We start from the raw sequence: 21,531 nt of genomic DNA, 5'->3' as shown, positions 1-21,531 counted from the left end.
GGTTCCCCAACCCGCAAGGGCAGGGACCTCGTGCTTGAGGTGAACCTCATGCGGATTAATCGCGGATAAAACGTCGTGCGGAAATTTCTGTGCCCATAAGCCGCTTGTCGGTATAAAAACCCGCGGGCGCAGTAGAGCCGAAGCGCAGCTTAATTTTGCTGCTAGAAACTCGCACCAACGTATCCATCATAAGTTTGATTGCCGTGCCATGTGGCAATAGCCCCAAACTTAGGCTTAATTTCACATCATGGTCGTGGCCGCGTGCTTCACCGTGCCCAAAAATGCAGGGAAAATTGGCCCCCAGGCTACCCACGAATTGTCACTTGTGGCCAAACCTTCAACTATCCACCAACCACCTTTGTGCACCACTTCCTATAAATTCTCTAGTTTTCTCCAAACTTCTTCAAAGTTTTTCTTAAGCCACCGGACTTTTAAAAAATCAACGGCGCGCCTCCCCCGCAGATGCAATCGCTATTAGTAAGTTTCACAGTGTGATCGATTCTGAAGCGACCTCTCAGCACCAAACCTCAGCCAACGCGGCAGAGGGTACTCCCGTGGAGTTTTCCGAAGCGGTTGAGTCCATGCATAGAGCGCGCCTGCGCCCAGAACTTACTTTGGGCACTATCAGACCACCGCAGCGCCTCGCACCCTTCTCGCACGCCATCGGCCTTGAGGTAAACAACCACGAAGAATCCGACGTAGTTGCCACCAATAGCGAAGGTGACTCTTTTGGGCGTCTCATTCTGCTCCACGATCCAGGCTCAGAGGATTCTTGGGAAGGAACCATGCGCCTGGTCGCCTATATTCAGGCCGATATGGATCATGCGGTAGCCTCCGATCCACTGCTGCCAGAGGTTGCTTGGCAGTGGCTTAATGAAGGTTTAGAAAACGCAGAAGCAGAGTTCACTAATCTCGGAGGCACCGTAACCTCCACCAGCTCTGTTCGTTTTGGTGAAATTGGTGGACCACCCAGCGCTTATCAGGTAGAAATGCGTGCCTCTTGGACTGCCAAGGGCACCGACCTTACCCCACATGTTGAGGCCTTTGCTGCCGTGCTCGCTTCTGTTGCAGGCCTCCCACCGGAAGGTGTCACCGAGCTACACAGGTAGATTGGTACCTATGGTTTCCGATCTTCTTCAGCCGCGTGATGGCATACCTCCCCTGCTTTCCACTCCCGCAGAATTTGAGGCTGCGGCCGAAGTCCTGGCCAATGGAACCGGCCCCTTTGCCATCGATACGGAACGCGCTTCAGGCTTCCGCTATGACGATCGAGCCTTCCTCATTCAGATTCGCCGCCGTGGCAGCGGCACAGTACTGCTTGATCCGGAGTCTTTTCGCCCGGAGTTAAGCCGGGCTTTAGGGCCTGTTCTCAATAATAAAGAGTGGATTATCCACGCTGCTGCCACTGATCTCCCCAGCTTGGCGTGGTTGGATCTCCACCCCGGTATGCTTTTTGATACTGAACTGGCCGGCCGCTTAGCTGGTTTTGATCACGTCAACCTAGCAGCCATGGTGGAACAAATCTTTGAATTGCACCTGCTTAAAGGCCACGGTTCCGAGGACTGGTCCAAGCGCCCTTTGCCGGATTCCTGGCTTAACTATGCAGCGCTCGACGTGGAAATGCTCCTCGAGCTAGCAGATGTTATGGCAGAAATCCTCGATGCACAGGGCAAATTAGAATGGGCGGAACAAGAATTTCGCCATATTCTCACCCACTTTGCCGAAGTTTCCGAGCCCGCAGCCACCTCCTGGACTGATCTCAAGGGAATTTCTACCCTCAAACGCCCCGAACAGCTGGTGGTCGCCCGCGAAATATGGATGGAAAGAGACGCCTACGCTGCTTCCAAAGATTTGGCGCCAGGAAAAATCCTGCCCAATAAAGTGATTGTGGAAGTAGCCCGGGTACTGCCACGCACTGCAGCAGATTTGGCTCATGTTAAAGGCTTCCCGCGGAGATCCCCCGGTGCTACCAACCGTTGGTTCCGCATTATTATGAGAGCGCTTAAATCACCGCGGCATACCTGGCCCAAACCAGTGCAACGCAAGGACGGCATCCCGGATCGGCGCGCGTGGGCGGCTTACTACCCAGAGGAGCACGAGGTGCTCCAAGAAATAAGGGCGCGTATCGACGACCTCAGTGCCGAAATTGCCATCCCTGGGGAAAATATCCTCCAGCCTTCCACGCTACGAACGGCTGTGTGGATGGCGGTGCACACCGGCGAAATCCAGGATGCAGAAACTCTCAACGCTGTCCTGCGTGATTATGGTGCCCGCCCCTGGCAGATTGATCAGACATTTCCGATCCTGTCGGCAGCCCTCCTGCCCTAACTCGATGGCCCTAACCCCGTGGCCCGAACACCAACAGCAACCCCGCGCAGAAACGCCGCCAGCCTTCGGAAGCGGGCGGCGTCGACAAGCGCAAATTGGAAGTTGCGGGCTCAGTTACTCAGCACCGAAGAGTGAATCCAACCAGCCCACAACGGTGTTTTCAATGCCATCGGCGTCAAGGCCAAAATCAGCCAAGACCTCATTGCGGGAGGCGTGGTCCAGGTACTTCTGAGGCACGGCAATCTGGCGGCGCGGGGTGTCTACCTCGGAGGCATTCAGCGCGTCAGAAAGCAAGGAGCCCACTCCACCGTGGATCACGCCATCTTCGATGGTGATCACCAGATCGTGGTCATCGGCCAAGGCAACCAAAGACTGTGGGATTGGAACAATCCAGCGTGGATCAACCACGGTGACATTCACGCCATGCTGCTTAATCCGGTTAGCGACCTCAATTGCTACGGTTGCACGCTCGCCCACTGCAACGATGAGCACAGATGGGGCATCATCGGCGGACTCAACATCGGTGGCATCCTCATAAGCCAGCACGTCAACGCCGTCTTCGAGGGTGTCAATTGCCTCAATGGGAGTGGGCAGCTCGCCCTTGGGGAAACGCACCACTGTGGGGCCATCATCAATGGCAATCGCCTCATTTAGAAGCTCGCGCAGTGAAGGCTCATCACGTGGGGCAGCTACCTGCACGCCCGGAATAATCGAGGTCAGGGCTAGATCCCAGACGCCATTGTGGCTAGCTCCATCGGAACCGGTCACACCAGAGCGATCCAGCACCAGGGTGACTGGCAGATTGAGCAAGCCGACATCCATAAGCAGCTGGTCAAAGGCACGGTTGAGGAAGGTGGAGTAAATAGCCACCACAGGGTGCTTACCGCCGAGCGCCAAGCCAGCTGCGGAGGTCAGCGCATGCTGCTCTGCAATGCCCACATCAAAAAAGCGCTGCGGATAGTTGGCGGCAAATTTTGCCAGGCCGGTAGGTCCTGCCATGGCAGCGGTGATTGCTACAACATCCTCATTTTGGCCACCGATTTTGGTGATCTCATCACTAAAAACAGAGGTCCAGCCTGGTTTGGAGACAGACTTTGGTTCACCGGTAACCGGATCCATAATGCCAGTGGAGTGCATGAGCTCATCAAGATCTTGCTCTGCTGGGGCGTAGCCACGTCCCTTTTCCGTCACCATATGCACGATGATGGGGCCTTCATAGTCACGTGCATATTTCAGCGCGTTTTCTACGGCCTTGAGGTTGTGGCCATTAACTGGGCCTACATACTTCATGCCCAGTTCAGGGAACATTTCAGTGGGAATAACAGTGCTTTTTACGCCCTCTTTAAAAGCATGCAGCGCTTCGAAGGTACGCTCCCCTACCCACCCCATGGATTTCAAAGAGCTCTTGCCCTTTTCCATCACGCGGTCATAAAAAGGTTCCATGCGCAGTTCTGCGAGGTTCTCGGCAAAACCACCGATGGTGGGAGAATAGCTGCGGCCATTGTCATTAACTACGACCACTACATTGCGGTCTTTACCTGCAGCAATATTGTTGAGCGCCTCCCAACACATGCCACCGGTCAAGGCGCCATCGCCAACCACAGCTACTACGCTATGTTCGCTATCGCCATTAAGCTGCATTGCTTTAGACAGGCCATCAGCATAGGACAGTGCTGCGGAAGCGTGGGAGGATTCAGTCCAGTCATGTTCACTTTCCGCACGGCTGGTGTAGCCAGAAAGTCCATCTTTTTGACGCAGGGTATCAAAATCTCCAGCGCGACCGGTCAGGATCTTATGTACATAAGACTGGTGCGAGGTGTCAAAGATGATTGGATCAGCCGGGGATTCAAAAACTCGGTGCAAACCTATGCTGAGTTCCACAACGCCCAGGTTTGGCCCCAGGTGTCCACCTGTTGCTGCAACCTTATCAACCAGGAAGGTGCGGATTTCCTCCGCAAGCCCATCAAGCTGGTCTTCATTAAGGGCTTTGAGGTCAGCAGGTGTTGAAATTGAGTTTAGGATTCCCATTGGCGTGAGTCAGACACCTTTGCTTCTCGGAAAATGAACAATTTAAAAATGCGTGTCGGGCTGGCGACACTAAAGGTGCAGATGGTTGCGGAACCCACCTGCGTCGTTTGAGCTATCTTACTCTGTAATTAAGCACCTTGTTTAATTCTGAGCTCCGCACAGCACTCAAACAACAGCTAAAAATTAGCTATTGGGGGCGAATACACCAATGGTTTCAAAGTGGTGAGTACCAGGGAAAGCATTAAAAACGGCCAGACGTTCCAGGCTATATCCATTGCTCTTCCAATCCGCAACATCGCGGGAGAAGGTGGCAGGATCGCACCCAATATGGATCACTAGCTGTGGTTTTGCCTCCGCGATGCTTTTTAGCACCTCGGCGCCAGCACCCGTGCGCGGTGGATCCAGCACCACCACATGTGGAGAAGGCAACTGCGAGGTAACACCCTCAACGCGGCCAGTGTGGAAGGTAACAGGCAAACCTGCCAAGGCTTCCTCGCCAGCTTCTGCGGAACCGGGAGACAGCTCTACCGAGTGCACAGAGGCACCAAGCTTGTCGACGATTACAGGCGCGAACAACCCAACGCCGCCATAAAGGTCCCACGCCACAGGCCCACGCTTATCGACGTCGCCCAGCTCCAGGCCGTCTAACACCTCAGCGATAAAATCTGAATATGCAGCTGGTGCCTTGGTGTGTGCCTGCCAAAACGAGGACACTGGGAAAGTCCACGTGTGGTTGTCCACAGTCTGCTCAACCTTGCCAGTGCCTTCCAGCACCTTCAGCACGGTCTCGGTACGGCGACCGCGGGGAGCCTTGCGGGATTCAATAACGTGGCGAGTGCCCTTGTCATCAATTGCCGCAATGATCTCTGAACCTGGGGTGAAACGCTGTGCGCCCTCGCCCATCAGCCCGTCGAGAAGCGCTGGTACAACCTGTGCGCAGGCAACGTCAGTAACCAGGTCATTGCTCTTGGGCTTGCGGAAGCCCGCACGGCCGGAAGCGTCAACGCCGAGGCGGACGCGGGTGCGCCAGCCAGAAGATGGCTCAAGATCAAAAAGTTCTGGGGTGCCCAGGCCCTCAAGGCCACCAATTCTTTCCAGCTGATCGTTCAAGACCTGAGTTTTAATGCCCAGTTCAGCTGCTGGATTGAGCTCTGCAAAATCGCAGCAACCGGCACCTGCGGCGGCTGCAGGACAGCGGGATTCAACGCGGTCAGCGGAAGGCTTATTTACCTTCACCACATGTCCACGGGCCCACTTCTTTTTTAGCTGGGAGATTTCCACATCAACGTCATCACCGGGGAATCCACCCTGGACAAAAATAACGCGGCCATCGTGGTGGGCAATTCCTTCGCCACCGTGAGCAGGCCTGACAACCTCCACAGAGATGACATCGCCTTTGGTTAGTTCAGCGGTTTCAGTCATGAGACTGTTCCTCATTCTTTCTCATTCCACACTCGCGCTCATGGCAGCTTTGGCCTTAGTCACGCGGGGTGATGTACGGATCAAGATCGGCATGTGTTGGCAGCCAGATCCGTTATGGCCACCCCGGAAGATGATGCGTGTGTGGCTGAAATCCCGCAGGCGCAGCACACATATCTATGAAATATTTAACGCAGAGAACTTAACCCTACCCGGCGTTGTCAGTATTTCCCTGATCCGGGGTCGAGGTAGGTGCTTGAGCTGGGTTTTTAGCAGCAGCATCCTGAGCTCGCTTAGCCATAGCCTGTTGCACTTGCTCCGCAAGCTGCGGAGGCAAAGCAACCGGCAAGGGGTTTCCAGCCAAGATGGGGGCATCGCCACGATTAACAAAGGTGCGCGCAATAACTTCACGGCCCAGATCACGCATATCATCTGCACGATCAGCGGGCGCAATCATGGTCATGCGCAGCATCCAGCGTGGGCCATCAACGCCAGCGATGCGGATTTGGCGATCATTTGCCTCACCCACAACTTCGCGACCCCAAGGGCCCTTTTCCACACGCACGGTCAAGCCATCGCGGCGCATACCAGCGGCGATTTCCTTAGTGGATTCACGCCACTGTCCAGCAGAGGTTGGAGCTGCAAAAGCTACGGGGGTAATGCGACCAAATTGGGTAACGATGTGGAGCATACGAGGACCCTGCTCGCCCATTTCTACCTGGACTTCAGAATTGATTGGCAGTGGAATCTGCAGGGAGCCGAGGTCGAGGACGCCCTTGGCAAAATCGGAGAAGTCAAAATCTTCCATATTGACTGCGCCTGCATCAAAGGGGCCGGTCTCGCCATTGATAGCATCGTGAATGTGGTCAGCGTCCTCGGCTGCAGGATCTACTTCTGCTGGATTTGCGACTGCTTCTGGTTCATCCGTCGCGCCCAGGCTGGAGAGCGCTGCGGGTGCATTTACCGCATTTACGCCGCTCTCAGTTGCATTGGTTTCGACAGATTCATCTTGAGTCTCGTTCTTTTTGCCAAACGGCCACAGTGCCATGAGCTACCTTTCGGTCCCTTCTATCAGAGGTGTTGTGTTGGGATGGACAAATAAATCGAGCCGCTAAATGTATTCGCTGCCCTAAAACATTCGATTCACACTATTTTCCAGCCACACAATTCTGGATCTGTTCCAGTGTAGGTCTATTGGAAAATCTTGCCACCGCAATTGAACTTTTTAGCTGGAAGTCTTACCGGTTGAGCCATATCCTTGGGCCCCGCGGACGGTGTCATCAAGTTCTTCAACCTCTTCAAAATCAACCAATTCCACTTTTTGCACCAATAGCTGGGCAATGCGGTCGCCGCGCTTAATGGAAATAGGAGTTTCTGGATCCAGGTTGATCAAGCACACCTTGATTTCACCACGGTAGTCAGCATCGATGGTGCCAGGAGCATTGACAATGCTCAGACCTTCGCGAGCAGCTAGACCGGAGCGCGGATGCACCAAACCAACAGTGCCCAAAGGTAGTGCAATAGCGACACCAGTGCCCACAATTTCACGATGTCCCGGCGCGATCACGGTATCGGTGGTGGCGTGGAGGTCTACGCCAGCGTCACCGCGGTGTGCCCTTTTGGGAAGGGGAAGTTCTTTGTCTAGGCGGACCAATTTGATGGACTCTAGGGAAGAATAATTTTGCTCAGTCACCATTTTAGATTACATAGCGGGTGCGAGTGGGCGCTGCTTGGCCAGCTGCTGCGGGGTGAGCGCAGGGTGGTTGCGGCGCGGTTGCGTGGTAGTTGTGGGCCGGGAGCGCGCAACGGTGAGAGTGACCTTGGAAAATGTTCCGCTGCGGGCGGTGGGATAGGATTACCTATTGTGACTGATTCCCAAGGCTTAGATTCTGCTTCTTCAAATTCCCAACCTCTTGATGCTGGCACCGCTCGGGTTTTATACCAAGAGCGTCAATGGGTGCCGTGGTACTGGTGGTTGGCAATGGCTTTTGTGGTGGCGCTCCTGACCGCTCAATTCGGGCTTAATCGTTCGGTGATGTGGTTCTATGTGCCAGCCGTATTACTCACTGTGGTTGGCGTATGGGTACTTATTAGCCTCTCCTCCACCGTGATCAAGGTCGAAGAGGATGCAAATGGCACCCGCTGGCTGATTGCAGGTCAGGCTAATTTGCCGGCCGATGTGGTTTCACGTTCTTTGGCGGTGCCTGCTACTGCTAAGCGCAATGCAATGGGCCGCCAGCTTGATCCTGCTGCCTTTGTTGTTTCCCATGGTTGGGTGCATGAGATGGTGATGTTGGTACTGGATGATCCAGAAGATCCCACCCCTTATTGGCTGGTTGGAACCAAGGATCCAGAAGCCCTACTGCGAGCATTTGTACCGGCTCAGGTAGATGCTGCAATGGTGGATTTCCGCTAGCTTTTCGCTTTGCTCGCCACCTTTTCCTGGGCTTCACAAAACCCCGCTTAAGCAAGCACAGTGCTGCTTAGGCGGGGTTTAAATTTTACTCAAGGCTCGGGAAGGCTATGAAAAACTGGTGATCAAGGCGATCTCGCTACAACTTAAGAACGCGGGGCGCTGGCTTTGGAGATTAACAGGACCCACAGCCAAATCAGGCGCGGAAAGGCTCGGAAAGGCTTATGCGCAGTCGAGGCAGATGATGGAGCCATCAGCCTCAACATGGGACTTGCGGTTGTTGCGCTGGACTAGGAAGCAGCTAGCGCAGGTGAATTCATCGGCGCGACGTGGAACCACGTCAACGTTGAGTTCTTCACCGGAAAGATCAATATTGGGAATTTCAAACGCTTCTACAATTTCGCCGTCGTCATCCATATCGCTGGCGGTTTCAACGGCCTTGAGACCTTCGAGAGAGTCGGTCTCCAGTTCGTCTTCTACACGGCGACGGGGTGCGTCATAATCGGTAGCCATCTTTTTTCCTCCCGAGTGGGTATAGTTCGCTTGCTTTTGCACAAGCTAAAGAAAATCTTGTGCAGCATTTAGCGCGCATAGTAAAGGAGAATTTGCCAATTGTCATATTGGCAGGTCAGAGGCCTAATTTTGAAGGGTGTCGAAGCGTTAAAAAATGGGCTTTTTTAAGGATTCAGCGCCTTAAATCCTCCAAATGAGTTAAAGAGCTCCTGTGCAGCGTCAAAAATGCTGTGCGGAGCGGCGAAAAATACCTCGCCGGAAGTGCCTGGAATCGACAGTCCCGGAGCGATGGTTATGGCCCCTGCTTCCTCAGCGATCAAGGAACCGGCGGCATAATCCCAGCAATTCAGACCATGTTCGTAGTACATGTCCACCTGCCCATTAGCAAGGTGACACAGATCCAGTGCTGCACTTCCCGTGCGTCGAATATCTCGGACTGCAGGCAACATCTTGGTCAACAATTGAGCTTGTTGTTCTCGACGGCTGGAGGAATAGCCAAAACCAGTGGCCAACAAAGCCTGGCTGGGATCCTCAAGCGTATTAACCGAAAGCTGGCGTATTTCGTCGATAGCCGGCAAATATTTAGTGGCACCCTCGCCGCGCGCGGCGGTGTACAGCACGCCCGTTTCCACGTTAATAACCGCGCCGGCGACAACCTCGCCGTCAATCGCTGCAGCGATTGACACCGCGTATTGGGGCAGTCCGTACAAAAAGTTCACGGTACCGTCAATGGGGTCAACAATCCAGGTAACACCGCTTATCGACGAAGTACCCGTTCCTTCCTCACCGATTAGCCCATCCTCGGGCCGCAGCTCTTGCAGTCTATTGGCAATAAAGTCCTCGGCGAGGGTATCCACAATGGTCACGGGATCAACCGAGGAGCTCTTAGTGTTGGTGTACTGCCACAAATCCCCTAGTTCACTGCGCTTTTCCAAAATGCGTGCAGCCGTGAGGGTGGCGGTCTCCGCAGCGATGGCACGGAGTTCATTAAAGGATTCTGGTGACTGGTTCATGCTTACCATCATGGTGGTTTTTACCCAATCCTGCCGTTAAAAGCGGGAATTTTGGGAGAATCAGTGCCGAATGCACATCTGATTTGTACACTTGGGCGCATGACTGAGACCGGATTTGGAATTGATGTCGGTGGTTCCGGCATTAAAGGCGCACGCGTTGACCTCAACACGGGTGAATTTATCGGCGAGAGAATCAAAATCGCCACTCCCCAACCTGCAACCCCTGAAGCCGTCGCAGAAGTAGTAGCTCAGATCTTGGCTGAAGCAGAATGGGATGGCCCAGTGGGTATCACCCTGCCATCCGTGGTACGTGGCCAGATTGCCCTTTCAGCCGCCAATATTGATAAGTCCTGGATTGGTACCGACGTTCACGAGCTTTTTGAACGCCACCTCGGTGACCGTGAGATTGCCGTGCTTAATGACGCCGATGCTGCTGGTATTGCCGAGGCTACCTTTGGTGATCCCATCGCCCGCGAGGGTGCAGTCATCCTCCTGACCTTAGGCACTGGCATTGGTTCTGCATTTTTGGTCGATGGCACCTTGTTCCCCAACACCGAGCTTGGCCACATGATGGTGGATGGCAAGGAAGCTGAACATCGCGCTTCTGCTGCAGTGAAGGAAAATGAAGATCTGTCTTGGAAGAAGTGGACCAAGGAACTTAATAAAGTTTTGCGGGAATTTGAGAAGCTCTTCTCCCCTTCGGTCTTTATTATGGGTGGCGGAATTTCCCGCAAGCACGATAAGTGGATGCCATTGTTGGAGCTTGACACCAAGGTTGTCCCAGCACAACTTCGAAATCGCGCAGGTATTGTGGGCGCGGCAATGGCAGTAGCTAAACACCTCAACCCTTAAGAGGATTAAAGCGTCGCGTATTTATCCCGTTTGAGCACTAACTTTGTCTTCGGGTCTTGATTCACAGCCACTATTGAGGTATCGGAATTTTGACCCCTTTGTGACAGCAGCCCGGTCTTTGAACTATACTGGGCTGCTGATCGTGGACAAAGAGTTAACCATGAGATTGATTCACCCTTTTGGCCTCCAAAGAAGTACATGACTCAACGCACTCCGAAACGCATTCGGGGGCAAGTGAGACTTTCCGGGAGCAGGCACCAGGGACATGGAACAATTGATCGGCTGACCATCCCAAAAGATGTACCCAAGTTCGGGGATAACTTTTCGGCGTTTCAAGGGAACAAATAAGTTTTCCTGTTGTTGGATATAGATATTCGCACTTTATACATCTCTTTGGAAGAAGCTAGGCGAAAGGGCGTAAGTACTTGCCATTTAATCCTCAGCATCGCTCGGATCAGTCGGAGATGTCGATGAAAATGCACCAGGAGCCGTGGAGAGCAGCATGGTAGAAAACAACGTAGCTAAAAAGGCGGTCGCTAAAAAGACCGCACGCAAGACCGCACGCAAGGCAGCGCCTCGCGTCGCCGCACCTTTGGGCAGCCAGGACACCCCGGTTGTTGCAACGGCGCCTGAGTCTGCGCGCACTATTGATGCAACTGTGTCTTCCCCAGCCATCGAGGTTGTAGAAGACGATGCTGCAGAAACCAGCACCGCTCCCCGCAAGACTGCTGCTAAAAAGACAGCGAAGAAGGCTGCCAAGAAGACTGCCCGTAAGGCTCCAGCTAAAAAAGCTGCTGCCAAGAAGGCCACTCCTAAGGCTGCGCCTGAGACTGTTGCAGATGAGGAACCTCAGGTTGTCGCAGATGAGGATGATCTCATCACCGAAGACGATCCAGATTTCGTACCCGATGATGATTTTGTTGATGATCTCGGCGAGGAAGATGACGAGGACGGTGTCGAAGCACTTGGTGAAGAAGCTGTAGACGAAGAGGACGATGACGGTTCCTCAGTCTGGGATGAAGACGAGTCTGCAACCCTGCGTCAAGCTCGTAAAGATGCCGAGCTAACTGCTTCTGCGGACTCCGTTCGTGCTTACCTGAAGCAAATCGGTAAGGTCGCACTGCTTAATGCTGAGCAGGAAGTCTCCTTGGCTAAGCGCATTGAAGCTGGTCTTTATGCCACCCACCGTATGGAGGAGATGGAAGAGGCTTTTGCTGCTGGCGATAAGGATGCAAAACTTACCCCAGCTGTAAAGCGCGATTTGCGTGCGATTGCTCGTGATGGCCGCAAGGCCAAAAACCACCTGCTGGAAGCTAACTTGCGTCTGGTTGTGTCCTTGGCAAAGCGTTATACTGGTCGCGGTATGGCTTTCCTTGACCTCATCCAGGAAGGCAACCTTGGTCTAATCCGCGCTGTGGAGAAGTTCGACTACTCCAAGGGTTATAAGTTCTCTACCTATGCAACGTGGTGGATTCGCCAGGCAATTACCCGCGCTATGGCGGACCAGGCTCGTACCATTCGTATTCCGGTTCACATGGTCGAAGTTATTAATAAGCTTGGTCGCATTCAGCGTGAGCTGCTGCAGGAATTGGGTCGCGAACCTACCCCACAGGAACTTTCCAAGGAAATGGATATTTCCGAAGAGAAAGTACTGGAAATTCAGCAGTATGCGCGTGAGCCAATCTCCCTGGATCAAACCATCGGTGATGAAGGCGATAGCCAGCTTGGGGACTTCATTGAAGACTCTGAGGCTGTTGTTGCAGTTGACGCCGTCTCCTTCACCCTCTTGCAGGATCAGCTCCAAGATGTTCTGGAGACCCTTTCTGAGCGTGAAGCTGGCGTTGTGAAGCTGCGCTTTGGCCTTACTGACGGAATGCCTCGCACTTTAGACGAAATCGGTCAGGTCTACGGTGTTACCCGTGAGCGTATCCGCCAGATTGAGTCCAAGACTATGTCTAAGCTGCGCCACCCATCTCGTTCCCAGGTGCTGCGCGATTACCTAGACTAAAGGTTTTATGCAGCATAAAAGGGGCAGGGACTGTGATTATCACAGTCCCTGCCCCTTTTTTCGTGGCTTAGTTTAGTGCGCGTTGCGGTGAAACATAGGGATCTTGCAGGCCTTCTTTGCCATATGCAAGATAACGATGAGCCGCCTCAAAAGGTCCGCGTTTATGGGCTAACTCAAGGGCAAATGCCCCAAGAAGCGTAAACAGCCACACACCACCGGCAATCGCAGCTGAGACTAAAATACCGCCTCCGATGCCAACTCCCAGCGTGAATTTTTGGGTAAGCACCAAGAAGATAATGGATTGCGCAACATATCCACTCATCGAGCGTGCACCTAATGCCGCCACCATCCGAACTGGCCACGCAATCTTATAGCCCTGCCCTGTCGCCGAAGCTTGATCTAAACGACGCTGCAAAGGCTGCACCGCAAGAGCAACAACCGCGACAATGCCGGGTCCACTAAATGGCCCAAAAGCTTGATTGAGGTAATAGAAGGTGTTGGCGTAACTATTGGGCAAAACCCCAATCTCAGCAAGCCCCCACGGCAGACCAATTAGTAGGGCAATTGCCAAGAACACGGCTACAGCAATCCACAGTGGCTTCTTAAATTCATCTACACGAGACAACACCCGGTGCCGTGCGGCAATAAAACCCACGATCATTACTGGCATGAGCATCATCAATTCAGAGGGGATTGCAGCGAACTGCGCCACCAAAATAATCAAGCCCAAGAGTACGTATTCACCATAAGATTTGGTGCTGAAGTCAATCGCCCCGGAGCTGAGAGAAACTTCCGGTATATCGACCAAAAATGGCAAAATAACGGTGGACCCGAGGGTGAAGAAAATAGATAACACCGCCAATAATCCGGCAAGCATCCATAGGAATTTATCTTTTAGAGTGATAATCAGCGCAAAAAGTACACCGGCCACACCATAGAAAAACATGATGTCACCCCAAAAAAGGAACACCATATGGATTAGACCCAGCAGTGCTAAGAATGCATATCTGCGCATTACTACTGCACGGGCTTTAGTAATCGGATACTCACGGCGCCACAGGCTCAAAACAATCATGCCCACGCCATAACCCAAGAGGGTTGAAAACATCGGCAATCCGCGGACATGCACAAACATTGCTGCAAAAAGTGCATAACTGCGCTCCCAAATGGAATCATGCATAATTCCACCTAGTCGGGCACTGCTATACACAATTGTCGGGGTAAGCCATGCAGTTGCTACATTCGCGAGAGCAATGCCCAATAGCGCTAGTCCACGCGCAATATCAGGTGCCAAGATTCTATGGGAGGATGCCGAACGCTGAGGTCGAGCGTTATCCTTCGGCAATACTTCAGACACTGGGTTTCCCTATTTCTTTTGATAGACATCAAAAGTGCCCAGACCTTCGAGGCCTGGGCACTGTGCAATTTTAGAATGAGTTGTTGAGGGTTTCTTCAACGCATAGCTGCTGCGCAGTAACGTCTGCATTTTCGCCGTTAAAGCAATCTAGAATTCCGGAATTGCTGACTAGGACAGTGATCGCGATAACTGACACCACAATTATTACCAGGGTGACAATAGACAGTGTCAGTCCGGTAATGGAGAATCCGCGTCGTTTTGCAGCTCCAGTAAATTTACGCCCCTTAGCCAGTGCAATGATGGATACAATGATGCCCGCAATCGCCAGGATAGGGGAAAGCAAGGAAAGAATTGCTAAAGGTCCCCCGAATGCAGCAAGCAACGTAATTAAAGCGGCGATACCTAGGCCAAGAGCCCATTTGGCAATTTTGTTGTCACCAACATTTAGTGGAGAATTTTCAAAACCACCGGCATATGCACTCCCATTAATCTGGGGAGTCTCCCCCGCTGTGCCACCGTAGTTTCCAGAGTAGGAGCCATAGTTTAGGTTGTTTCCCTGTGACTGGGGATCGTTTGGCTCTCCATAGGGGTAATTAGGAGTGGTCATATCGTGGCCTTCCTCGGTTGATTTTTGTATCCAAACAAGGATACCCTCACGCCCCTATTCAGGGAGTGAGGGTATGTATTTTGCAATGAAAACGTTACGTTACCATTTGCGCAGATAAGCAATTCTTTCCCGCAATTGCTCAGCAGTACACAGTGCAGTGGGTGGGCCACCACAGTGCTTGCGTGCCTCGGTGTGAATGGCTCCGTGGGGGCGACCAGTTCGACCAGAGGTGATAGAAACCAAGGTGTTAAGCTCTTTGCGCAGCTTAGGAATCTCATCACTGGCCACCGGTTCAACTGGTTTTTCCAGAATTTCCGCCTCGCGCTGTTTCTGTTTCTCCAGTTCTCGGCGACGCCGTTCCTCAGCTTCGCGGGCGTCCAATTGCTCTTCTTGTCGCTTACGCAAAAGCTCACGCATCTGTTCTGCGTCGAGAAGCCCCGGTAGACCTAGATATTCTGCCTCCTCGGCGGAACCCGTAAAGGTTCCGGTCCCATAGGTGGAACCGTCATAAATCAGGGAATCTAGCTCGGCTTCAGCGCCCAAGGACTCATATTTGGGCAGCAGATCCGGTTCGGATTCCTTGCGGTTGGCATCTTGGAGCAGCTCATCATCCCAGCCTTCTTTGGGGCGATGAGGCTTGCCCAAGACGTGGTCGCGGGAAACTTCCAACTTTTCCGCCAATTCCAGCAGCACTGGAACTGAAGGCAAAAAGACAGAAGCGGTTTCACCTGGCATACGTGAACGCACAAAACGTCCGATAGCCTGGGCAAAGAAGAGCGGTGTGGAAGCGGAGGTGGCATAAACGCCAACAGCCAAACGCGGCACGTCCACGCCTTCCGACACCATGCGCACAGCCACCATCCATTCATCGGTGGAGGCGGAGAACTCATCAATACGCTCGGAGGCACCGGCCTCGTCGGAAAGAATCACCGATACCGGAGTGGAAGACATCGTGCCCAAGATTTGGGCATAGGCACGCGCAGTTTTGGTGTCAGAGGCAATCACCAAGCCACCAGCATCGGGAATATTCTGACGCAATTGCATCAAACGGGTATGCGCCGCTGATAAGACGGCTGGAATCCAGTCGCCCTTAGGATCAAGGGCTGTGCGCCAAGCCTTAGCGGTTTGTTCCGGGTTGAGAGGCTCGCCCAAGCGGGCGGCATATTCTTCACCGGCACTATCGCGCCAGCGTGCCTCGCCGGAATAAGCCAGGAACACCACCGGACGCACAACGCCATCGGCAAGAGCCTCGGAATAACCGTAAGTGTGGTCCGATTGGGAGACCATATGGCCTTCGGAGTCCTCTTGATAGCGCACAAATGGGATTGGCGAATCATCGGAACGGAAAGGCGTACCGGTGAGCGCCAAGCGGTGCTCGGCATCACGATAGGCCTGACTAATACCCTCGCCCCAGCTTTTGGCGTCACCACCGTGGTGGATCTCATCGAGGATCACCAAAGTACGGCGTGCCATGGCCAGCTGATAATGCTTAAAAGGATGCATTGCCACCTGGGCATAGGTCACGCAAATGCCGTCATAAGCAGGGTTGATGCTGCCAGAGTTCTTAAATTCTGGATCCAGCGCCAATCCCACTCGAGCTGCGGAGTGGGACCACTGCACTTTGAGGTGTTCGGTAGGAACCACCACAATAATGCGGTCAACTGTGCGGGAGGCCTTTAATTCCGTGGCCACGCGCAACGCAAACGTGGTCTTTCCTGCGCCGGGGGTTGCCACAGCCAGGAAATCACGGGGCTTTTCCGCCAGGAATTTATCTAGAGCTGCGCGCTGCCACGCTCTTAGATTTGAACTCACTTCCTACGCAGACCCTTAAAGATTCTCTCGCAGTCCGGGCACACAGGGGAACCGGGCTTGGCTTGTTTGGTCACTGGGAATGTTTCCCCGCATAGGGCAACAACCATGCGACCACTAACTGCAGATTCCACGATTTGGTCTTTTTTCACATAGTGAAAAAACTTAGGAGTGTCATCGCTAGTCGCGTTATCTTCCCTGACATCGGGGCGTTCAATGGTCTTCGTTGTCGTTCTCACTTAATCTATAATGCCCCAAATTCCTTCTCGGCCGCTAAACGGACTACCCTGTTCCCTATGAACCAGCGGAAACACCGACCATCCGAGACAACTGGTGCGTCGGAAAATTCCTCTTCCAAACGCTTTAAAGGTTTTTTGCATCGCCGTGAAGTGTTGCTTATTACCGACAAAAAGCGCACTCCGATGCAGGATTTAAGGCACCGCAAGCGTTTATATAATGTCATCCAGGCAGCTCGTATTCCGCTGTTGGTTTTGGCAGGCGTGTCTTGGATGATGTGGCATGCGTGGATTCTGGCGATGATCTTGTTTATCATCTCAGTTCCGCTGCCCTGGATTGCGGTCGTCATTGCCAATGGCCACGGCGAGCCCCGTGATCCGCGGGAGAAAAACGTGTACAAACCAGCCTTGGTGCGCGAAATGAATGAAAAGGCGCAGTTGGAAGCCCGGCGCGCCGCTGAAGTAGAACAACCACGTATTGCAGCTCTTGATGCTCCCCGACCTTTTGAAGGTCTAATTATTGATGCCGACAAACCTGAGGATTCTTAAATTAATGAACGATCGATCCCCTCTCACCGCTGCCGCAGCGTCCCTCAAACAGACTTTTAAAAAGATCGGTTTTACCTCAACCGGCATCAACAATTTGCTCGGCCCGGATTATACCCAGGCTTTGCACGCCGGTCAGCCAGCGGCGGTGCGCTATTTCCTCGATAAACAGCCAGCTTCGGACCTTAACTTCGCGCTACGGGCGTTGGTGTTGCGCGACCTGGTGCGCGTCGACAAGCTTGGGGGTTTGCTGGGGGAACCGACCTTAAAGGCGCTTCTCGACGCCGACCTCATCGCTGTGGATGGGGATCAGGCGCGCGTGTTGTTTGATATACGTCCCCATTTAATTGCTGGCCGCCAGCAGTGGGTGTTTTCTGATGCCGATGCTGCAATGACTCAGCATATTCCTGGTCCGGACCATGTTTTGGGCGTGGGAGCTGCAAGTTTATCGCTTTTGCAGGCTACTCCAATCTCGCCGACGGGCAGTGTCTTGGATTTGGGTACCGGCTCTGGCATTCAGGTGTTGGGCCAGGCTGGTATTGCGCAGTCAATTACTGCTACCGATGTGCATCCACGCGCCTTGGATTTTGCTGAGGCTACCTTGGTTGATTCCGGTATTGAGGTTGAATTGGTGGAGGGCAGCTGGTTTGAGCCGGTTGCTGGCCGCAGTTTTGATCGCATTATTGCCAATCCGCCGTTTGTGGTGGGGCCGGCTGAAATTGCCCATGTGTACCGCGATTCCGGCATGGATCTGGACGGTGCCACCAAGCTGGTAGTCGAGGAAGCTTGTGCGCACCTCTCCCGCGGTGGCACCGCGCACCTGCTCGGTGCCTGGGTGCATTCTGCGGGGCAATCCTGGCAAAATCGCGTGGCTGAGTGGCTGCCTGATGAGGGTTTTGTTGCCTGGATTATTGAACGCGATGCCGTCAGCCCAGCTCAATATGTAGCGACCTGGTTGGCTGATGAGTCTTTGGATCTGCGCAGCGCTGAGGCTGCTGAGCGCACTGTGTCCTGGTTGCGACACTTTGATGAAGCTGAAGTAACCGGTGTGGGCTTTGGTTTTATTGCCATCCAGCGTTTGGCTGAGGATGCGGCCACGTTGAAGTCGGACATTCTTGCCGAAACCATGACCCAGTATTTTGAAGATCCACTTGGCCCTGAGGTGGAAGAATATTTTGCGCGCAATGAATGGCTGCGCGCACAAACTCGCTCCACTATTTTATCCAGCAGGTATAGCGTGCGCCCGGGTGTTGCCCGCGAGGATATTAGTTTGTCCGATGTGGAAGAGGGCATGGGTTTTAAGTCCATGACCAAGCGCCTAACTCGTACCGACGGTCCGCGCTGGAGCCACGATATCGACAGCCATATTGGCGCCATTGTGGCAGGCCTCCATCCCCATGGCCTGGCTTTGGAAGAGATCGTGGAAATGTATGCGATGTCCCAAGGGGTGGAGGGCGAGGAACTATACAACGGCGTTATCGCTGCCATTGTTGATCTGATCCGCCACGGCTTGGTCCTGCCAGCTGACCTTTTGGAGGTTTAAGCCCGGTGAAAGCCGTATTAACCCGCGTGAGCTCTGCCAGCGTCACCGTTGACGGTGAAATTGTCGGCGCCATTGATTGCCCAGAGACCGGTGGAATTTTGGCTCTGGTGGGAGTAGGCGCTGATGATGCCGATAACGCCTGGGAAACCATGGTGCGGAAAATTGCGGAGCTGCGCATTTTGGATAATGAGCTATCCGTGGTTGATGCTGGTGCACCGGTATTGTTGGTCAGCCAATTTACGCTGATGGGTCGTACTGCTAAAGGCCGGCGACCCTCTTGGTCCGATGCTGCCCCAGGTGAGATAGCCGCGCCGATTATTGCCAAAATTGCAGCTGGCCTCAAAGAGCGCGACATTGTGGTGGAACAGGGACGCTTTGGAGCCATGATGAAAGTGAGCTCCGTTAATGAAGGTCCCTTTACGGTGTTGGTCGAGTGCTAGTTGAGTGACTGTTGAGGGCTAGGTCACGTTGGCTGAATTTTATTCAATAAGATTTTCATTAACTTTAATTATTTTATTGAATGATGGTCAAGTGTTGAAACTTGTTTAGCAGAGTTCTAAGGTTCTTTTTTAGACTTATTGAAGAAAATATCTGATATATGTTTTAAATTTGTCATTTATGGGGAACTAATTCCCAAACCAACCCGTTGAACCTCTTGAACAGCGAAATTAGGAGGCCAGTTATGACAGCACCGTCCGCACAGGATCTCACCGCTACGGAACGGGAGGTTGACCCAGGAAGCCGTAGGGGTCAGACCAACGACAATCCATCCCAGGACCTTGTTCGCGTTTATCTCAATGGCATCGGCAAAACCGCCCTGCTAAGCGCAGAGGATGAAGTTGAGCTCGCTCAGACCATTGAAGTGGGACTGTATGCAGAGCACCTACTAAAGCATTCCGAAGAGCCACTCACCCGCGCTATGAAGCGTGACCTCAAGGTTCTTGCCAAAGATGGCAAGAAGGCTCGCGCTCACCTACTTGAAGCCAACCTTCGTCTGGTTGTCTCCCTAGCCAAGCGTTATACCGGCCGTGGCATGCCACTTCTGGACCTTATCCAAGAGGGCAACCTTGGTCTTATTCGCGCCATGGAAAAGTTTGACTATTCCAAGGGCTTTAAGTTCTCCACTTATGCAACCTGGTGGATTCGCCAAGCTATTACCCGTGGCATGGCAGATCAGTCCCGCACTATCCGCCTCCCTGTTCACTTGGTCGAGCAGGTTAATAAGCTTTCTCGCATCAAGCGTGAGATGTACCAGCACCTCGGCCGTGAGGCTACCAATGAGGAACTTGCTGAGGAATCCGGCATTGAAGAGTCCAAGATTGAGATGCTGCTACGTCAATCCCGTGACCCAGTAAGCCTGGATATGCCAGTCGGCGCTGATGAAGAAGCTCCTTTGGGTGACTTCATCGAAGATTCCGAGGCTACCGACGCTGAATCCGCCGTTGTCGCCTCTATGCGTCACTCCGATATTCGTGCCGTACTTGGCACCCTAGAGCCACGTGAACAAGATGTCATCCGTCTCCGTTATGGCCTCGACGATGGTGTGCCTCGCACCCTTGATCAGATTGGTCGCCGCTTCGGACTCTCCCGCGAGCGCGTGCGCCAGATTGAGCGTGAGGTTATGAGCAAACTGCGTGATGGTGAGCGTGCTTCCCGCCTTCGCGAGTACGCCCAGTAAATTTGTTCAAGAGCAATCTAAGCGCCGAGTGCCTGTGCACTCGGCGCTTTTGTTTCTCCACCTGCTTTTGAGGCGATCACTTCAAGTTCTCCAATCTAGGTTCGCTTTTTGGAGTTCCTCATCGGGACTGCTCGGTCTCCATGCTGCCCTCGGTTCGTCTCTCCCCACGCCCCTCTGTGCGCCCCTCGGGGCAGGCGAGAAATTACTCAGCTAAACTTCTTAAAGTCTGTTCCATATAGAATCTGAGGGAAATCTTCAGAGTTAATGCTTGGCCTCTGTGTAGCTGCACACAATTTCACAAAACCTATAAGTTGGCGACTGACTATTTGGAATAAACATTGGTAGAATGCGTTTGACAAGTGCAGAGACACTAATAATTAAACCTTTAGAGCACCACCTAACTCCGTAGCAGTCTTGGGTCAGCAGTGCCTTGCTCCTCGTGGAGTAAAGCGCACAGAGTTTGAAAATAATTTTAAGGAAGGCAGTCTCCTGTGAAGGATCTGGTCGATACCACCGAAATGTATCTACGCACCATCTACGAGCTAGAGGAGGAAGGCATCATTCCTCTCCGCGCTCGTATTGCGGAGCGCCTAGAGCAGTCCGGCCCAACCGTCAGCCAGACTGTTGCGCGCATGGAACGCGATGGACTAGTTCACGTCAGCACCGACCGCAGCCTCGAAATGACCGAAGAAGGCCGCGCCCTCGCCATCGCCGTGATGCGTAAGCACCGCCTCGCTGAGCGTTTGCTCACCGATATCATCGGACTTGATATTTCCAAGGTCCACGAGGAAGCCTGCCGCTGGGAACACGTTATGAGTGATGAGGTTGAGCGTCGCTTGGTTGAGGTTCTTGATGATGTCAACCGCTCCCCCTTTGGCAATCCCATCCCCGGACTAACCGACATCGGACTTGCTCAAGATGCTGAGCCTGATTCCGGTATCCGCGCTGTTGATCTCCCACAGGGCCAGCCTCTGAAGGCACGTATTGTGCAGCTCAATGAGATTCTCCAGGTGGACCAGGAACAATTCCAGGCTCTGAGCAATGCCGATGTAACCATCGGAACCGTGGTAGATGTAGTTAATGAAAACGGTCGAGTCATTATCAGCCACAATGATCGAAACGTTGAGCTTATTGATGACCTCGCTCATGCAGTTCGAGTGGAAAAGGTAGAGGGCTAAAAC

21 protein-coding genes are annotated in these 21,531 nt (G+C 53.2%); 10 read left to right on the top strand and 11 right to left on the bottom strand.

Annotation, left to right across the window (positions count from 1 at the left end; genetic code table 11):
• Nucleotides 1-55 precede the first annotated feature (55 nt).
• On the bottom strand, nucleotides 56-190 hold the full coding sequence (locus tag SFC07_RS02785) for a hypothetical protein (protein WP_411206698.1): 135 nt from the start codon (nucleotides 188-190) through the stop codon (nucleotides 56-58).
• A 301-nt stretch (nucleotides 191-491) separates the two neighbouring features.
• On the opposite strand from SFC07_RS02785, the gene SFC07_RS02780 reads away from it, so the two are divergent.
• Nucleotides 492-1,109, top strand: coding sequence for a DUF3000 domain-containing protein (locus tag SFC07_RS02780; protein ID WP_411206697.1), 618 nt, complete (start codon nucleotides 492-494; stop codon nucleotides 1,107-1,109).
• 10 nt (nucleotides 1,110-1,119) lie between these two features.
• A complete protein-coding gene (locus SFC07_RS02775; RefSeq protein WP_411206696.1) occupies nucleotides 1,120-2,328 on the top strand; it encodes an HRDC domain-containing protein in 1,209 nt (402 codons plus the stop codon).
• Between the two features lie 114 nt (nucleotides 2,329-2,442).
• Here the strand turns inward: SFC07_RS02775 and dxs are convergent, their stop codons facing one another.
• From dxs to dut, 4 genes are all read right to left on the bottom strand, one after another.
• A complete protein-coding gene (gene dxs / locus SFC07_RS02770; RefSeq protein ID WP_411206695.1) occupies nucleotides 2,443-4,356 on the bottom strand; it encodes a 1-deoxy-D-xylulose-5-phosphate synthase in 1,914 nt (637 codons plus the stop codon).
• Nucleotides 4,357-4,539: 183 nt separating this feature from the next.
• On the bottom strand, nucleotides 4,540-5,778 hold the full coding sequence (locus SFC07_RS02765; RefSeq protein WP_411206694.1) for a class I SAM-dependent RNA methyltransferase: 1,239 nt from the start codon (nucleotides 5,776-5,778) through the stop codon (nucleotides 4,540-4,542).
• 205 nt (nucleotides 5,779-5,983) lie between these two features.
• Nucleotides 5,984-6,823 carry a DUF3710 domain-containing protein gene (locus SFC07_RS02760; protein ID WP_411206693.1) on the bottom strand — a complete coding sequence of 280 codons (840 nt, stop codon included), beginning with the start codon at nucleotides 6,821-6,823 and terminating at the stop codon, nucleotides 5,984-5,986.
• A gap of 177 nt (nucleotides 6,824-7,000) precedes the next feature.
• Entirely contained in the window at nucleotides 7,001-7,471 is a 471-nt protein-coding gene (gene dut / locus SFC07_RS02755; RefSeq protein WP_411206692.1) for a dUTP diphosphatase, read from the bottom strand.
• A 168-nt stretch (nucleotides 7,472-7,639) separates the two neighbouring features.
• On the opposite strand from dut, the gene SFC07_RS02750 reads away from it, so the two are divergent.
• Nucleotides 7,640-8,191: a DUF3093 domain-containing protein gene (locus SFC07_RS02750; protein WP_411206691.1), complete on the top strand. Its 552-nt coding sequence runs from the start codon at nucleotides 7,640-7,642 to the stop codon at nucleotides 8,189-8,191.
• Nucleotides 8,192-8,410: 219 nt separating this feature from the next.
• Here SFC07_RS02750 and SFC07_RS02745 read toward each other — a convergent pair whose 3' ends face one another.
• Together SFC07_RS02745 and SFC07_RS02740 are read right to left on the bottom strand one after the other, a co-directional pair.
• Nucleotides 8,411-8,701 carry a DUF4193 domain-containing protein gene (locus SFC07_RS02745; protein ID WP_411206690.1) on the bottom strand — a complete coding sequence of 97 codons (291 nt, stop codon included), beginning with the start codon at nucleotides 8,699-8,701 and terminating at the stop codon, nucleotides 8,411-8,413.
• Nucleotides 8,702-8,865: 164 nt separating this feature from the next.
• Nucleotides 8,866-9,726 carry an inositol monophosphatase family protein gene (locus SFC07_RS02740; protein ID WP_411206689.1) on the bottom strand — a complete coding sequence of 287 codons (861 nt, stop codon included), beginning with the start codon at nucleotides 9,724-9,726 and terminating at the stop codon, nucleotides 8,866-8,868.
• 87 nt (nucleotides 9,727-9,813) lie between these two features.
• On the opposite strand from SFC07_RS02740, the gene ppgK reads away from it, so the two are divergent.
• Nucleotides 9,814-10,566, top strand: a complete 753-nt coding sequence (gene ppgK, locus SFC07_RS02735) for a polyphosphate--glucose phosphotransferase (protein WP_411206688.1) — start codon at nucleotides 9,814-9,816, stop codon at nucleotides 10,564-10,566.
• A 502-nt stretch (nucleotides 10,567-11,068) separates the two neighbouring features.
• A complete protein-coding gene (locus tag SFC07_RS02730) occupies nucleotides 11,069-12,574 on the top strand; it encodes an RNA polymerase sigma factor (RefSeq protein ID WP_247775620.1) in 1,506 nt (501 codons plus the stop codon).
• A 67-nt stretch (nucleotides 12,575-12,641) separates the two neighbouring features.
• On the opposite strand, the gene SFC07_RS02725 is transcribed toward SFC07_RS02730, so the two are convergent.
• From SFC07_RS02725 to SFC07_RS02710, 4 genes are all read right to left on the bottom strand, one after another.
• The gene (locus SFC07_RS02725; RefSeq protein ID WP_247775436.1) at nucleotides 12,642-13,931 is read right to left on the bottom strand and encodes a DUF418 domain-containing protein; all 1,290 of its coding nucleotides are present in this window, start codon (nucleotides 13,929-13,931) and stop codon (nucleotides 12,642-12,644) included.
• A gap of 70 nt (nucleotides 13,932-14,001) precedes the next feature.
• Complete coding sequence (locus tag SFC07_RS02720) at nucleotides 14,002-14,538, bottom strand: hypothetical protein (RefSeq protein ID WP_411206687.1); 537 nt, start codon at nucleotides 14,536-14,538, stop codon at nucleotides 14,002-14,004.
• Between the two features lie 99 nt (nucleotides 14,539-14,637).
• Nucleotides 14,638-16,350: a DEAD/DEAH box helicase gene (locus tag SFC07_RS02715; RefSeq protein WP_411206686.1), complete on the bottom strand. Its 1,713-nt coding sequence runs from the start codon at nucleotides 16,348-16,350 to the stop codon at nucleotides 14,638-14,640.
• Complete coding sequence (locus tag SFC07_RS02710; protein ID WP_015651476.1) at nucleotides 16,347-16,586, bottom strand: DUF3039 domain-containing protein; 240 nt, start codon at nucleotides 16,584-16,586, stop codon at nucleotides 16,347-16,349. The genes SFC07_RS02715 and SFC07_RS02710 overlap by 4 nt, the downstream gene beginning before the upstream one ends.
• 57 nt (nucleotides 16,587-16,643) lie before the next feature.
• Here SFC07_RS02710 and SFC07_RS02705 point away from each other — a divergent pair, with 57 nt between their 5' ends.
• From SFC07_RS02705 to SFC07_RS02685, 5 genes are all read left to right on the top strand, one after another.
• Entirely contained in the window at nucleotides 16,644-17,132 is a 489-nt protein-coding gene (locus SFC07_RS02705) for a DUF3099 domain-containing protein (protein WP_411206685.1), read from the top strand.
• Nucleotides 17,133-17,136: 4 nt separating this feature from the next.
• The gene (locus tag SFC07_RS02700) at nucleotides 17,137-18,672 is read left to right on the top strand and encodes a methyltransferase (protein ID WP_411206684.1); all 1,536 of its coding nucleotides are present in this window, start codon (nucleotides 17,137-17,139) and stop codon (nucleotides 18,670-18,672) included.
• Between the two features lie 5 nt (nucleotides 18,673-18,677).
• Nucleotides 18,678-19,112: a D-aminoacyl-tRNA deacylase gene (gene dtd / locus SFC07_RS02695; RefSeq protein ID WP_411206683.1), complete on the top strand. Its 435-nt coding sequence runs from the start codon at nucleotides 18,678-18,680 to the stop codon at nucleotides 19,110-19,112.
• Nucleotides 19,113-19,354: 242 nt separating this feature from the next.
• On the top strand, nucleotides 19,355-20,350 hold the full coding sequence (locus tag SFC07_RS02690; protein WP_411206682.1) for a sigma-70 family RNA polymerase sigma factor: 996 nt from the start codon (nucleotides 19,355-19,357) through the stop codon (nucleotides 20,348-20,350).
• A 491-nt stretch (nucleotides 20,351-20,841) separates the two neighbouring features.
• The gene (locus SFC07_RS02685) at nucleotides 20,842-21,528 is read left to right on the top strand and encodes an iron dependent repressor, metal binding and dimerization domain protein (protein ID WP_411206681.1); all 687 of its coding nucleotides are present in this window, start codon (nucleotides 20,842-20,844) and stop codon (nucleotides 21,526-21,528) included.
• Nucleotides 21,529-21,531: the final 3 nt, after the last annotated feature.

The organism is Corynebacterium callunae (assembly GCF_046592015.1).
Classification (GTDB): domain Bacteria; phylum Actinomycetota; class Actinomycetes; order Mycobacteriales; family Mycobacteriaceae; genus Corynebacterium; species Corynebacterium callunae_A.
This window is presented reverse-complemented; position numbering and strand designations above follow the sequence as displayed.